Origin of the sequence: Nonomuraea maritima, assembly GCF_900100395.1 — a bacterium.
Lineage (GTDB): Bacteria > Actinomycetota > Actinomycetes > Streptosporangiales > Streptosporangiaceae > Nonomuraea > Nonomuraea maritima.
In genome coordinates this window covers 85,485-99,171 of sequence record NZ_FNFB01000023.1, presented here as the reverse complement: position 1 = coordinate 99,171, position 13,687 = coordinate 85,485, and the positions used below count along the sequence as shown (strand labels likewise).

The window sequence follows — 13,687 nt, the reverse complement described above, 5'->3', positions numbered from 1 at the left end:
GCTCACTGCCTGGACCGCAGGCACCCTCTCCCGCTCACGCGGATCTGGTATCTGGACCGCAGGCACCCTGGCCGGCTCACTGCCTGGACCCGCAGGCGCCCTCGACGGCTCAGACGGATCTGGCGCCTGGGCGCCAGATCCGGCGTCGGTCTCCCTCAGGTCTGGCGCAGTGACATGACGAGGTAGCGGAAGACCGGCTGGGCGTCGCCCGGGACGTCCTGGATGAGGGCCGGGCGCGTCGGGGACTCCATGTTGATGCGGGCGAGCTCGGACTCGATGCCGGTGAGGCCGTCGAGCAGCCACTGCGACTGGAAGGCGATCTGGAGGTCGTCGCCGCGCAGCTCGCACGGCACCACCTCGGCACCGCGGCTGACGTCGCTCCCACCCGCCTGGATGAGCACCTGACCCTGGCTGAACGACAGCCGGATGGCGGTGTTGCGTTCGGCGACGAGCGCCACCCGCTTGATCGCGCTGACGAACGGCGCCACCGCCACGTCGGCTCTGATCGACCAGTCGGACGTCAGCCGCGCACGGTAGTCGATGAACTGCTCGTCGAGCAGGCGCACGGTCGTGCTGCGGCCGACGCTCTCGAACCCGGCCACCCCGTCGCCCATCGCGACCGACACCTCGCCGCCGCGCAGCGACCTGGCCACCTCGACCAGCACCTTCGCCGGAACCATGGCCGAGACGGCGACGCCGGGAGCGGCCGGACGCCAGGTGAAGTCGCGGGCCGCGATGCGGTAGCGGTCGGTCGCCGCCATGGCCACCGCGTCGCCGTCGATGTCGACCCGGATGCCGGTGAGCATCGGCAGGGTGTCGTCGCGGCTGGCCGCGGGCGCCACCTGATTGACCGCGGAGGCGAACACGCCGCCGCCGACGGCGCCGACGACCGGCGGCATCGTCGGCAGCGTCGGGAAGTCTTCGACCGGCATCGTGATCAGGCCGAACTCGGCGCTGCCGCAGGTCAGCACCGCTTCCTGGGCGTCGGTGAGGATCTCGACGTCGTCGGCCGGCAGGCTGCGGCTGATCTCGGCGAGCAGCCGCCCGGGGATCAGCACCCTGCCCTCCTCGGCGACGTCGGCGTCGATCGCGGCCCGCGCGGAGACGTCGTAGTCGAACGCGGACACGGTCAGGTCGTCACCCGCCTCCAGCAGCAACCCGGACAGGACGGGGACGACGGGGCGGCTCGGCAGGATGCGAGCGGCCCATGCCACCGCATCGGCCAGAACATCGCGGTTAACCCGGATTTTCACCTGATACCACCTCTTCGTTGCGCCGTGCCCTATGAAAATAGCCGGTGCCACCGACAAGAACGGGCCCCACCGTTCACGCACGTCAGGACAGCCGGCACGCAACGGCCGCCGCCAACCGGTCCCACCTACACCTCGCGTGCACGGCGCCGGCGCCGATCGCCTCCTCCGTCAGTGCCCTGCCAGGGCGAGGGTCGTCGTGGCGGGGCGGCGGTGGGTCAGCGGCTGTTCAGGTACGCCAGTACGGCCAGGACTCGGCGGTTGTCGTCCTCCGAGGGGGCCAGGCCGAGTTTGGTGAAGATGGAGGCTGTGTGTTTGGCCACGGCGCTCTCGCTGAGGTAGAGGCGTTGGGAGATGGCGGCGTTGGAGCGCCCCTCGGCCATCGCCTCCAGCACCTCGCGCTCGCGCGGCGTGAGCCCGGCCAGCGGCTCGTGCCGGGCGTTGCTGGCCAGCAGCTTGGCGATCACCTCGGGGTCCATGACGGTGCCGCCCGCGGCCACCCGGCGTACGGCGTCGATGAACTGGGCGGCGTTGAAGACGCGGTCCTTCAGCAGGTAGCCGATCGCGCCGGAGCCGTCGGCGAGCAGCTCGCGGGCGTAGAGCTGTTCGACGTGCTGGGACAGCACGAGGACGGGCAGGCCGGGCACCTGCCTCCTGGCTTCGAGCGCGGCCTGCAGCCCCTCGTCGGTGAACGTGGGCGGCAGCCGTACGTCGACGATGGAGACGTCGGGGCGCAGCTCCAGCAGGCCCTTCAGCAGCTCGGGGCCGGTCTCCACGGCTCCGACCACCATGCAGCCGTGCGCCTGCAGCAGGTGCACCAGCCCTTCGCGGAGCAGGTAGAGGTCTTCGGCGACGAGGACGCGGAGCATCAGCAGCCCCTCGCCCAGGGTACGGCGCCCGGGGCCCAGTGCTCGCGGTTGTACGCGGCCACGATGCGCATGGCCGCGACGTGCATGGTGACCCCGAGCGTGATCATCCCCAGGATCACCGGCCACTGGTAGGGCTCGGGCAGGTGCAGGCCGAGGAACCACCCGGGCTTCTCGAGGTCGAAGATCTTGAAGATGCCGGCCACGATGCCCTGCGGGAACGTGGGGCACCAGGCGGTACCCCAGAGGAGGACGACCAGGGCCACCTTCCGGCGCGGCATCCGTGACGCCTCGACCGCCGCCCCCGGCAGCGCGTGCGGCAGCTCCATGGTCGCCGTCGTGGGGCCGCCCGGCGGGCTGTGCACGGCGAGCACGCCGTCGAAGGCGGCGAGTCGCCGCTCGATGCCGGCCAGGCCGCTGCCGGCGGCCGGGTCGGCGCCGCCCAGCCCGTCGTCGGTGACGGTGACCCGCAGTACGGCGCCGTTGGCGCTGATGTCCACGGTGGCGGTGCGTGCGTCGCCGTGGCGGGCGGCGTTCGACAGCAGCTCGCTGACGGCGAAGTAGACCGCGGCCTCCACCGGCGCCTCCGGACGGTGCGGCAGGTCGACGTCCACGGTGACGTGCAGGGGGCTGTCCATGGCGAGGGCGCGCACGGCGTCGGCGAGGCCGCGTTCGGCCAGCACCGGCGGGTGGATGCCGCGGATCACCCGGCGCAGCTCGACGAGCGTCTCGGAGGAGGCGTCCCTGGCCCTGGCGAGCAGCGCTTTCGCGGCGTTCGGGTCAGTGTCGACGAGCTGTTCGACCGCGCCGAGGGTCATGCCGATGGCCACGAGCCTGGCCTGCGTGCCGTCGTGCAGGTCGCGTTCGATCCGGCGCATCTCGGCCGCCTGGGAGTCGGCCGCGAGGTCACGCGTACGCTGCAGGTGGCTCACCTGGCCGGCCAGGCGGCTGGCGGCGGTCGCGCCGAGCACCAGGTCGACCCAGTGGGCGTAGACGCGCAGGCCGCGGCCGGGCAGCAGCACGAACAGCGGCACCAGCGCGACCTTCACCGCCGGGTCGAGCAGCAGCCACAGCGTGTCGCGCCAGGTCGCCGGGTCGCTGATCAGCCACCTCCACCGGTTGTTCCAGGCCGGGACGCGCGGCGTGGTGTAAAGCGTGCGGTCGGACCGGTACATGCCGTCGGCCTGCCGCACGGGTGGTGGCGGCGCGGGCCGGTAGGGGGGCTCGATCGGCGTGCCCGTCCAGTCACCGACGAGCCGCCGGTGCCGCTGCGCGAGTCGCCTGACCGCCATCACCTGCGGGGAGAACAGGAAGACCATCCCCAGCGTGAACGTCAGCAGCAGCGTGATGGCGGTGCCGACCATCATCGGCGCCTGCACGCCCACGAGGGCGAGCAGGACGGCGAGCTGACCGTACCTCCGGAGCATACGCACCAGTCTGACCCATCAGGACATGCCGGTCACTGCATCCAGGTACACCTTCAGCGGGACGCCCAGATCGGGCGTGTGCCGGTGACGTTCGTCAGGAGGGAGTAGAGGGAGGTGGAGGCGGTGATGAACAGGCGGTTGCGCTTGGGGCCGCCGAACACCAGGTTGGCCGTGCGCTCGGGGAGGCGGAGCCGGCCGATCAGTGTGCCGTCGGGGTCGAAGCAGAGCACGGCCTTGCCGGCGGCGGCCCAGATCCGGCCGGCGGCGTCGAACCGCAGGCCGTCGAGCCCGTCACCGGCCTCGGCGAAGACCTCGCCGCCGGTGAGCGTGCCGTCGTCGGTCACGTCGAACACCCGCAGGCGTCCGGTGTGGGTGTCGGCGATGTAGAGGCGCCGTTCGTCCGGCGAGAACGCGAGGCCGTTGGGCCGGGTGAAGTCGCCGGCTACCACGCGCACCTCGCCGGTCACCGGGTCGGCCCGGTAGACGTGGCAGCCGTCGATCTCCTGCTCGGCGGCGTGCCCCTCGTAGTCGCTGAGGATGCCGTACGGTGGGTCGGTGAACCAGACGGAGCCGTCGGAGCGGACGACGACGTCGTTGGGGCTGTTCAGGCGCTTGCCCTGCCAGCGGTCGGCGATCACGGTGATGGAGCCGTCGTGCTCGGTACGGGTGACGCGGCGGTTGCCGTGTTCGCACGTGACCAGCCGGCCCTCGCGGTCGAGGGTGTTGCCGTTGGAGTAACCGGCCGGGCTGCGGAACGGGCCGACGGCGCCGGTCGTCTCGTCCCAGCGCAGCATCCGGTCGTTGGGGATGTCGCTCCAGACGAGGAAGCGGCCGGCCGGGAAGTAGACGGGGCCCTCCGCCCACCGGGCGCCGGTGTGGAGCACCTCGATCCGGCCGTCACCGCCGACGTGGGCGAACCGCTCGTCCAGCACCTCGAATTCCGTGACAATGGTGTCCATAGCGCCACACCATACGCCATTCGATCTTCCCGCTGTACTGCCAGATAGTATTCGGTGGTGGACGAGATCGACAGAACACTGATCAGCCTGCTGCAGGACGACGCGACCCGCTCGTACGCGACCCTGGGGCAGGCCGTGGGGCTGTCCAGCGGGGCGGCGCACGAACGCGTACGCAAGCTGCGCGAGCGCGGGGTGATCCGGCGCACCACGATCGAGGTCGACCAGGCGGCGCTCGGGCGTACGGTGACGGCGTACGTGCTGGTCGACAGCGACACGTGGATGGGCGACAGCGGCGCGGCACTGGCGGCGATCCCCGATATCGAGGAGGCCCACGTCATCGCGGGGCAGGCCTCGGTGCTGCTGAAGGTCCGCACGTCGGCCACGCGTGAGCTGCAGGACGTCCTGCGCCGGGTCTTCGAGGTGGACGGCGTGTCCGGGACGCGGTCGGCCGTCGTCCTGGAGACGTTCTTCGAACGAACCCTCACGTAAGGTCGAGGTGTGACGACGAAGGCTGCCTGGAACGCCAAGGAGCTCACGGTCGGCCAGCTCGCCGAGCGCAGCGGCGTGGCCGTCTCCACCCTGCACTTCTACGAGTCCAAGGCGCTCATCAAGAGCCGGCGCACGGCCGGCAACCAGCGCCGTTACAGCCGCGACAGCCTGCGCCGGGTGGCCTTCATCAAGCTCGCCCAGCGCATCGGCATCCCGCTGAAGGTCATCGGCGAGGCATTGGCCGAGCTGCCCGACGAGCGCACCCCCACTCGCGCCGACTGGGCCCGGCTGTCGGCGGCCTGGCGCGCCGAGCTCGACGACCGCATCCTGCAGCTCCAGCGGCTGCGCGACGACCTCACCGACTGCATCGGCTGCGGGTGCCTGTCGCTCGAGTCGTGCCCGGTGGCCAACCCGCACGACCGGCTCGGCGACGAGGGCCCGGGTGCGCGGCGCATCGACACCCGGCTGTGCCCTCCTCAGAGTTGCCAGTCCTAGAACTGCGCCGTCACGCCTTCGACGGCGGGACGATGAGCGTCGGCCGGTGCGCGTGGTGCAGCACGTGGTTGGAGACGCTGCCCAGCAGCACCGACCTGACGCCGGCCAGGCCACGCGAGCCGGTCACGATCAGCGAGGCGTCGATCTCGTCGGCCACGTCGACGATCGTCTTCCAGATCGACTCGTTGTCGGCCACCGCGCGGTGGGTGACGTCGGTGAGGCCGGCCGCGGCCGCCAGCTCGGCCCCCTCCTTGGCGTGCCGCTCGGCCTCGGCGTGGGCCTCTTCCTCGGTGGCCGGGTTGAGCATGCCCACCGCGGTCGGGTACTTCTTCAGCTGGACGAGCAGCGGCTCCCACACCGTGACGACCATCACGGGCTCGGCCGCGAGATGCTTGGCCACGGTCTCGATCGCGGCGCGGGCGTCCGCCGAACCGTCATAGGCAACCAAAATGGTCATGAGCTTCCCCTTAGCTTCGGTTCCTCCCGTAGAGCACCGAAACGATCAGCCCTGATTCCGGCGGCCGCTGTCTGCTTCGTCACAACCCACACGTCTGTCATGTGAGCTGTTCGATCTCGTCCTCCCAGCGCTTCCTGTCGAGCGGCGGGACCGACACCTCGTCGGCCCACGCCGCCAGGAGCTGGAGGAACTCCTCGCTGTCGGCGGGCTCGACCGTCGCGTGCACGTGGAACCACGTGATGAGCGGGGCCGCCCGCGCCGCGTCGGCGTCGCACGCGGCGCACAGCACGACCTCGCCCCGGCCGCGCACCGCGACGCCGCCGGCGTTCGTCCAGCCGTACGGCACGCGCGCCAGCAGCAGCCCCTCCCGCCGGCAGCGGGGGCACCTGGGCGGCTCAGGACCCGAGACGATCTCGATCCGCCGCCCGGTCACAGCGAGATCGCCTCCGGCCCGAACAGCTGCTTGATGTCGGCGGCGAACGCCGGCTCGGGGTTGACCCGGAAGCCCGGCAACGACAGCACCACCGTCTTGCCCGCCGTACGACGCAGGTTGACCAGGACGGGAACCGGGCCTTCGTGCTGCCTGAGCACCGAGCGGAGCTCCTCCACGAGCCGCTGGTTGATGCGCTCCTCGCGCAGTTGCAGGGTGACCGGGTGGCCGGAGTCGCTGCTGACCCCCGACACGTCGATCGGGGTCAGCTCGGTCGCGAAGATCGAGATGGCTCCGTCGCGGTTGTTGATCTGCCCGGCGACCGACACCACGGCGTCCTCGCGCAGCTCCGGCGCGTACAGCTCGTACGACCTGGGGAAGAACAGGCACTCCACGGCGGCGTCCATGTCCTCCACGGTCGCGATGGCCCACACGTTGCCCGCCTTGTTGACGCGCTTGTCGACCTTCGTGATCAGGCCGCACACGCGGACGTCGCCGCGGTCGTCGCGGCCGCTGTCGAGCAGGTCGGCGATGGTGGTGTCGCGGTTGCGGGCCAGCAGACGCTCGGTGCCGGCCAGCGGGTGGTCGGACACGTACAGGCCGAGCATCTCCCGCTCGAAGTCGAGCTTGGTCTTCTTGTCCCACTCGTCGTCGGGGATCTGGACGGAGAACATCTCGCCCGCGCCGTCGTCGTCCGAACCGCCGAACAGGGAGTCCTGGCCGTGGGCCTCGTTCTTCTTGATGTCGATGACCGAGTCGACCGCCTGCTCGTGGACCATGAGCAGGGCCTTGCGCTGGTGACCGAGCGAATCGAACCCGCCCGCCTTGATCAGCGACTCGATCACGCGCTTGTTGCAGACGGCGAGCGGCACCTTGTCGAGGAAGTCGTTGAAGTCGCGGTAGGCGCTCTTGTCGGCGCGGGCCTTCACGATGCCGTCGACGACGTTCTCGCCGACGTTGCGGACCGCGCCCATCCCGAACCGCACCTTGTCGTCGCCGACCGCGACGAAGTCGAGGTGGGAGTCGTTGACGTCCGGCGGCAGCACCTGGATGCCCATCTTGCGGCACTCGGCGAGGTAGACGGCCGCCTTGTCCTTGTCGTCGCCGACGCTGGTGAGCAGCGCCGCCATGTACTCGGCGGGGTAGTTGGCCTTGAGGTACGCCGTCCAGTAGGCGACAAGCCCGTACCCGGCGGTGTGCGACTTGTTGAACGCGTATCCGGAGAACGGCAGCATGACGTCCCACAGCGCCTGGATGGACTCGTCGCTGTAGCCGTTGCCGCGCATGCCCGCCTGGAAGTTCGCGAACTCCTTGGCCAGGATCTCGGGCTTCTTCTTGCCCATCGCGCGGCGCAGCAGGTCGGCGCCGCCGAGCGAGTAGCCCGCCAGCTCGCGAGCCACCGCCATGATCTGCTCCTGGTAGACGAGCAGGTGGAAGGTCGGCCCGAGGATCGGCTCCAGCGCGACCTTGAGCTCGGGGTGGATGGGCTCGATGTCCTGGCGGCCGTTCTTGCGGTGGGCGTAGTTGGTGTGCGCGTTGGCCGCCATCGGACCAGGACGGTAGAGGGCGAGCACGGCGGCGATGTCCTCGAACCGGGTCGGCTCCATGAGTTTCAGCAGCTGGCGCATCGGGCCGCCGTCGAGCTGGAACACGCCCAGCGTGTCGCCGCGGGCCAGCAGCTGGTACGTCTTGGCGTCGTCGAGCGGCAGCTCCAGGGTGTCGAGCGTGACACCCCGGTTCTGCTTGATGATCTTGATGGCGTGGTCGATGATGCCCAGGTTGCGCAGGCCCAGGAAGTCCATCTTCACCAGGCCCATCGACTCGCACGACGGGTAGTCGAACCCGGTGATGATCACCTTGTCCTTGTCGCGCATGTGCATCGGGATGAGGTCGAGCAACGGGTCGGACGACAGGATGACGGCGGCCGCGTGCACGCCGGTGCCGCGGATCAGCCCCTCGATGCCGCGACCGGTGTCGATCACCTTGCGCACGTCGACGTCCGACTCGTACAGAGCGCGGATCTCGGTGCCCTCGTTGTAGCGAGGGTGGTCCTCGTCGAACAGGTCGGCCAGCGGCACGCCCTTGCCCATGACGTCCGGCGGCATCGCCTTGGTGATCTTGTCGCCGACCGCGAACGGGTAGCCGAGGATCCGGCTGGCGTCCTTGACGGCGGCCTTGGCCTTGATCGTGCCGAACGTGTTGACCTGGGCGGTCATGGGGCTGCCGTACTTCTGGGTCACGTACGCCACCATGCGGTCGCGCTGGCGGTCGTCGAAGTCGAGGTCGACGTCGGGCGGGTTGATGCGCTCGGGGTTCAGGAACCGCTCGAACAGCAGGCCGTGCTCGAGCGGGTCGAGCTCGGTGATGCGGGTGGCGTACGCGACGATCGACCCGGTGGCCGAGCCTCGGCCCGGGCCGACCGCGATGCCGTTGTCGCGGGCGTGCCGGCAGATGTCGGCGACCACGAGGAAGTACGAGGAGAAGCCCATCGGGCCGATGACCTTCATCTCGGTCTCGTACCGCTCCAGCACCTCGGCAGGGACCGGTTCGCCGTACCGCATGACCAGGCCGCGTTCCACCTCCTTGCGCAGCCACGACTCCTGCGTCTCGCCCTCGGGGACGTCGGGGTAGTCGGGCATCCGGTTGACCTCGGCGAACACCTCGCCGTAGTCGCCGACCATCTCGGCGACCAGCAGTGTGTTGTCGGCCGCCTCAGGCATGTCGGGGAACAGCGCCCGCATCTCGTCGGCGGTCTTGAGGTAGTAGCCGCTGCCGTTGAACTTGAACCGGTTGGGGTCGTCCTTGTTCTTGCCGACGCCGACGCACAGGAGGCTGTCGTGCGCGTCGGCCTGGTCCTCGGTCACGTAGTGCGAGTCGTTGGTGAGCAGGAGCGGGATGTCGAGCTGCTTGGCCAGCTTGAGCAGGTCGGCACGGACCTCGCGCTCGATGGGGATGCCGTGGTCCATCAGCTCCAGGAAGTAGTTCTCCTTGCCGAAGATGTCCTGGTACTCACCGGCGGCCTTGACCGCTTCGTCCCACTGGCCGAGCCGCAGCCGGGTCTGCACCACTCCGGACGGGCAGCCGGTGGTGGCGATGATGCCGCCGGCGTACTGGGAGACCAGCTCCTGGTCCATGCGCGGCTTGCCGTAGTAGCCCTCGAAGCTCGCCAGCGAGGAGAGCCGGAACAGATTGCGCAGCCCGTCGGCGTCCTTGGCCCACATCGTCATGTGGGTGTAGCGGCCGCCGCCGGAGACGTCCTTGCCGCCCTCGACGTCGGCGACGCCGGTCTCCGCGCGCGACCCCCAGAAGACGGGCTTCTTGAAGAACCTCGACGCGGGCGCGACGTACGCCTCGATCCCGATGATCGGCTTGACCGGGCTGTTCCGCGCGACCGACTGGAACTCGTACGCCCCGAACATGTTGCCGTGGTCGGACATCGCGATCGCCGGCATCCCGAGCCGCTCAGCCTCCGCGACCAGCGGCTTCATCTTGGCCGCTCCGTCGAGCATGCTGTACTCGGTGTGAACGTGCAGGTGTACGAACGAGTCGCGCACGCGTCCCCCTGACTCCCGTGGCCGCCGAATGATCGCCCGAGCCTAGCCCTTGCCCGTGGCTCCCGGAAGCGTTTCTCCGGCGGAGGGGGTCAGTGCTGGGCCATGTCCACGAACCGGCTGTAATGGCCCTGGAACGCCACGGTGACCGTGCCGGTCGGGCCGTTACGGTGCTTGGCTATGAGCAGGTCGGCCTCGCCCGCGCGCGGCGACTCACGCTCGTAGGCGTCTTCGCGGTGCAGCAGGATCACCATGTCGGCGTCCTGCTCGATGCTGTTGTGGACGGATATGCCGTTGGCGACGAAGTTGTGGGTGCCCAACACGGTCGCGTCGTAGACCGACTGTTCGCCCAGGCTCGCGATCGAGGCGACTTCATCCCAGAAGACGTCGTTCGTCGCCAGCATTTCCATCTGAGCGTCGTCCAGGATCGCCGCCACCCGACCCAGGCGCGCCCGGCTCGGCGCATGCTTCCATAGGGTGCTGCCGCAGAATTGGGTGCCCAGTTCGGCGGAGAACGCCCGATGGCTCATGCCCTTCTCCGCCAGAACGTCGCGGACGTGATCCCAGACCTCACGAGGGACCGTGTCCAGGTTCGTGTTGCTCTTGGCCGCCAGCAACGCCGGCATGCAGCGCGCAGCATGATCGGCCCGTTGGCCGTGCACGCCGATCGTCTCCAGGAACCGCAGTTGGTTCTCGGAACCGTAGATGTAAAGGTGATATCCCGGCCGATGGTTGCCCTTCTGCGTGGTCTTGATGCGCGCCATCACGTTGAACCGGAGGAGCAACCGGGCCACGTCATCGACCAGGCGGCGACTCGTGGAAGCGTAGTAGATCCGCGCCTGGTTCTGCTTCTCGTCCCACCACACGCATCCGTCGGTCGCCCACAGGTGTCGGAGGAACAAGGCGACTTGCTGTTTCGGCAGGGCGAAGATCCCCTCCGGGACGAACTTCTCGTGGCTCCGGAGACCGAACAGCCCCAGGCCGTCAAGCCAGGCGGCGATGGGGTTGCGTCTGCCGTGCGTGAGCTGGTACGGGGCGGGAAGCCGCAGCGTGGTCACGCGCGCGGCTGCGTACTCGTCTCGAACCGCGGTGACCCCGAAATGCGTGGCGGCTTTCGTGACGGCTTCAAGGCACGCCTCGTCCTTGCTCGCGTACCGGATCGGCTGTCTCCTGACGAACGAACCGTCTCCGATCAGGTGCGCGAGAAGGATCACCTCCTCCTCGGGCCACTCCTGGAGATTCTGCGGGGCGGGGACGTGACGAGGAACGGCGAGGCGAGTGCCGGCGCCGATCTCTCCCAGAGGACGCCAGCCGTCGTAGGTCATGAATGGGTGGTTGGCTGTCGCCGTGATTTCCCGACCTGACGTCAGCCGTAGCTTGAAAACCTCCTTCGTGCCGCTGGGGAAGACGTGGGTCATGGTGCGCGGCACGAGCCGCAGCCTGTCGTCCAGAGACCAGACGGGGATGTCGCGCGCGCCCGACGCCAACAGCTCACCCAGTGACACCTCCGCACCCGTGTCGGCCCGAAGGATCCGGGTGTCGGCCGTCAGGCAACCCGATTCGCGAAGGTCGCTTACTTGTGGGCGCTTGTCTGTGCGTTGCTCGGGGCCACGGTTGAGCTGCGAGATCGCGATGACGGGGACCTCGAGCTCCTTGGCCAGCAGCTTGATGGCACGCGAGATCTCCGAGACCTCGTTCTGGCGGCTCTCGGTCTTCTTCGGCGAGCTCATCAGCTGGAGGTAGTCGATGATCACGAACCGCAGGTCGTTGCGCTGCTTGAGCCGCCGGCACTTGGCCCTGATCTCCATCATCGACATGTTGGGCGAGTCGTCGATGAACAGCGGGGCCTCGGCCACCTCGCTCATGCGGCGGGCGAGGCGGGTCCAGTCGTCGTCGCTCATCACGCCCGAGCGCATGTGGTGGAGGGCCACGCGCGCCTCTGCGGACAGCAGTCGCATGGTGATCTCGTTGCGGGACATCTCCAGCGAGAAGATGACCGTGGTCATGCCGTGCTTGATCGCGGCGGACCTGGCGAAGTCGAGCCCGAGCGTGCTGTTGTGGGTGGGCACGCACGACCGGCCCGCGAGGTACATGTGGTCGGCGTTGTCGACCTCGACGCACCGGACCGGGCGCGACGCGACCGGCCGCACGTCGACGACGTGACGGACCCGCGCGTTCGTGGCGACCTCACCGGACACGGCGAAGACGATCACGTGGCCGGCGACGCTGCCGCGCAGCGTGGCCTGGTGGCCGAGGCTCAGGACGAGTTCGAGGGCGTCGCCGGCGAGCTCGCGGTCGTCGAGGACGAGCCTGGTCAGCCCGTCGGGGCCGACACGGCCGGCGACCTCCAGCAGGCCCGCGAGGAGCATCGACCGCTGCTGCCGCGACGCGCGCAGGTAGGTCGCCGGGATGCGCCGCCGGGTGAGCGTGGCCACCCGGCCGTGGCGGGCTCCGTACGCCGCGTCGTTCGTGTCCGCGCCGCCGGCGAGATCGACCCCCAGCGCGTACGGCGCCACCGGCAGGTCGCGCTCGGCGAGGTCGAAGGCGGCCGCGACGGCCACCGCGGGCCGGTCGCCGGCGCGCAGGACGGCGGCCAGCGCCTCGGTGGTGACCACGCCGTCGGCGGTCGTGCGCCACTGGTGCTGGGCGTCGGCGACGATGACGGTGCCGTCGTCGAACGCCACCTCGTGGCACGGCCGGCCGTGCATGACGCCGGTCGCCGCGACCACCCGGGTGGGGCGCCCGTCGGCTCCGATCAGCTGGTCGCCGACCTCGACCTCGCCCATCGTGGTCCAGCCGGTGGGCGTGGGCAGCGGCGTGTCGAGCGCGAGCGCCTTGCCGATGGCCGGACGGGCGGCCACCACGATCATCTGGCCGGGGTGGAGGCCGTTGGTGAGGGCGTCGAGGTCCTGGAACCCGGTGGGCACGCCGACCATCTGGCCGCCGCGGCTGCCGATGGCCTCGAGCTCGTCGAGCGCTCCCGGCATGATGTCGGCCAGCGGCGCGTAGTCTTCCGACGTGCGCCGCTCGGTCACCTTGTAGATCTCGGCCTGGGCGCGGTCGACCAGGTCGTCGACCTCTTCGTTCTGGCCGCCGTAGCCGTAGGTGACGATGCGCGTGCCGGCCTCGATGAGGCGGCGCAGGATCGCCTGCTCACGGACGATCTTGGCGTAGTAGCCGGCGTTGGCGGCGGTGGGGACCACCGAGGTGAGGGTGTGCAGATAGGCAGCGCCACCCACCCGGGCCATCTCGCCGCGCTTCTGCAGCTCGTCGAAGACCGTCACCGCGTCGGCGGGCTCGCCTCGACCGTAGAGGTCGGTGATGACGTCGTAGACCATCTGGTGGGCGGGACGGTAGAAGTCGTCGGAGCGCAGGATCTCGACGACGTCGGCGATGGCGTCCTTCGACAGCAGCATGCCGCCCAGGACCGACTGCTCCGCCTCCATGTTGTGCGGAGGTGTCCGCTCGAATCCGGGGCTTCCGCCGCCCTCTTCGTCAATGCTCACGACGCCCCCTCACAACCAGGCGGTCGCACCACCCCCACTTGTAGTCGACCGGGGTGACAGTTTTCCTGAGTCTCGGACTGACGGCAACGCGACCTGTGGACAACCCTGTGGTCAAGCTGTGGAGGACAGCCCCCAGGGTGTGAAAGGCCTGTGGACGGAGCCTGGGGATAACTCTTTTCCACCTCTACTGAAAGCCGTCTGACCTGCGAAAACACCGTCCACCGACTGTGGAGGAAAGAAAGTTGCCGCGACACGCC

At 69.5% G+C, this 13,687-nt stretch carries 10 protein-coding genes; 2 read left to right on the top strand and 8 right to left on the bottom strand.

What is annotated here, in order from left to right:
• Nucleotides 1–155 precede the first annotated feature (155 nt).
• From dnaN to BLR04_RS28835, 4 genes are all read right to left on the bottom strand, one after another.
• Nucleotides 156–1,253 (bottom strand): DNA polymerase III subunit beta, encoded by a 1,098-nt coding sequence (gene dnaN / locus BLR04_RS28850; protein WP_090771114.1) that lies wholly within the window; start codon nucleotides 1,251–1,253, stop codon nucleotides 156–158.
• 215 nt (nucleotides 1,254–1,468) lie between these two features.
• A complete protein-coding gene (locus BLR04_RS28845; protein WP_090771112.1) occupies nucleotides 1,469–2,119 on the bottom strand; it encodes a response regulator transcription factor in 651 nt (216 codons plus the stop codon).
• Nucleotides 2,119–3,543, bottom strand: a complete 1,425-nt coding sequence (locus BLR04_RS28840) for a sensor histidine kinase (protein ID WP_090771111.1) — start codon at nucleotides 3,541–3,543, stop codon at nucleotides 2,119–2,121. The genes BLR04_RS28845 and BLR04_RS28840 overlap by 1 nt, the downstream gene beginning before the upstream one ends.
• Before the next feature lie 53 nt (nucleotides 3,544–3,596).
• Nucleotides 3,597–4,502 (bottom strand): SMP-30/gluconolactonase/LRE family protein, encoded by a 906-nt coding sequence (locus BLR04_RS28835; protein ID WP_090771108.1) that lies wholly within the window; start codon nucleotides 4,500–4,502, stop codon nucleotides 3,597–3,599.
• A 57-nt stretch (nucleotides 4,503–4,559) separates the two neighbouring features.
• On the opposite strand from BLR04_RS28835, the gene BLR04_RS28830 reads away from it, so the two are divergent.
• Nucleotides 4,560–4,991 (top strand): Lrp/AsnC family transcriptional regulator, encoded by a 432-nt coding sequence (locus tag BLR04_RS28830; RefSeq protein WP_090771185.1) that lies wholly within the window; start codon nucleotides 4,560–4,562, stop codon nucleotides 4,989–4,991.
• Nucleotides 4,992–5,000: 9 nt separating this feature from the next.
• Nucleotides 5,001–5,486, top strand: coding sequence for a redox-sensitive transcriptional activator SoxR (gene soxR, locus BLR04_RS28825; protein ID WP_090771106.1), 486 nt, complete (start codon nucleotides 5,001–5,003; stop codon nucleotides 5,484–5,486).
• A 10-nt stretch (nucleotides 5,487–5,496) separates the two neighbouring features.
• Here the strand turns inward: soxR and BLR04_RS28820 are convergent, their stop codons facing one another.
• From BLR04_RS28820 to BLR04_RS28805, 4 genes are all read right to left on the bottom strand, one after another.
• On the bottom strand, nucleotides 5,497–5,943 hold the full coding sequence (locus BLR04_RS28820) for a universal stress protein (RefSeq protein WP_090771105.1): 447 nt from the start codon (nucleotides 5,941–5,943) through the stop codon (nucleotides 5,497–5,499).
• 97 nt (nucleotides 5,944–6,040) lie between these two features.
• Nucleotides 6,041–6,376: a DUF6300 family protein gene (locus BLR04_RS28815; RefSeq protein ID WP_090771103.1), complete on the bottom strand. Its 336-nt coding sequence runs from the start codon at nucleotides 6,374–6,376 to the stop codon at nucleotides 6,041–6,043.
• The gene (gene dnaE / locus BLR04_RS28810) at nucleotides 6,373–9,927 is read right to left on the bottom strand and encodes a DNA polymerase III subunit alpha (protein WP_090771101.1); all 3,555 of its coding nucleotides are present in this window, start codon (nucleotides 9,925–9,927) and stop codon (nucleotides 6,373–6,375) included. Before dnaE ends, BLR04_RS28815 begins: the two co-directional genes overlap by 4 nt.
• Nucleotides 9,928–10,016: 89 nt before the next feature.
• Entirely contained in the window at nucleotides 10,017–13,430 is a 3,414-nt protein-coding gene (locus BLR04_RS28805; RefSeq protein WP_425413457.1) for a replicative DNA helicase, read from the bottom strand.
• Nucleotides 13,431–13,687 lie beyond the last annotated feature (257 nt).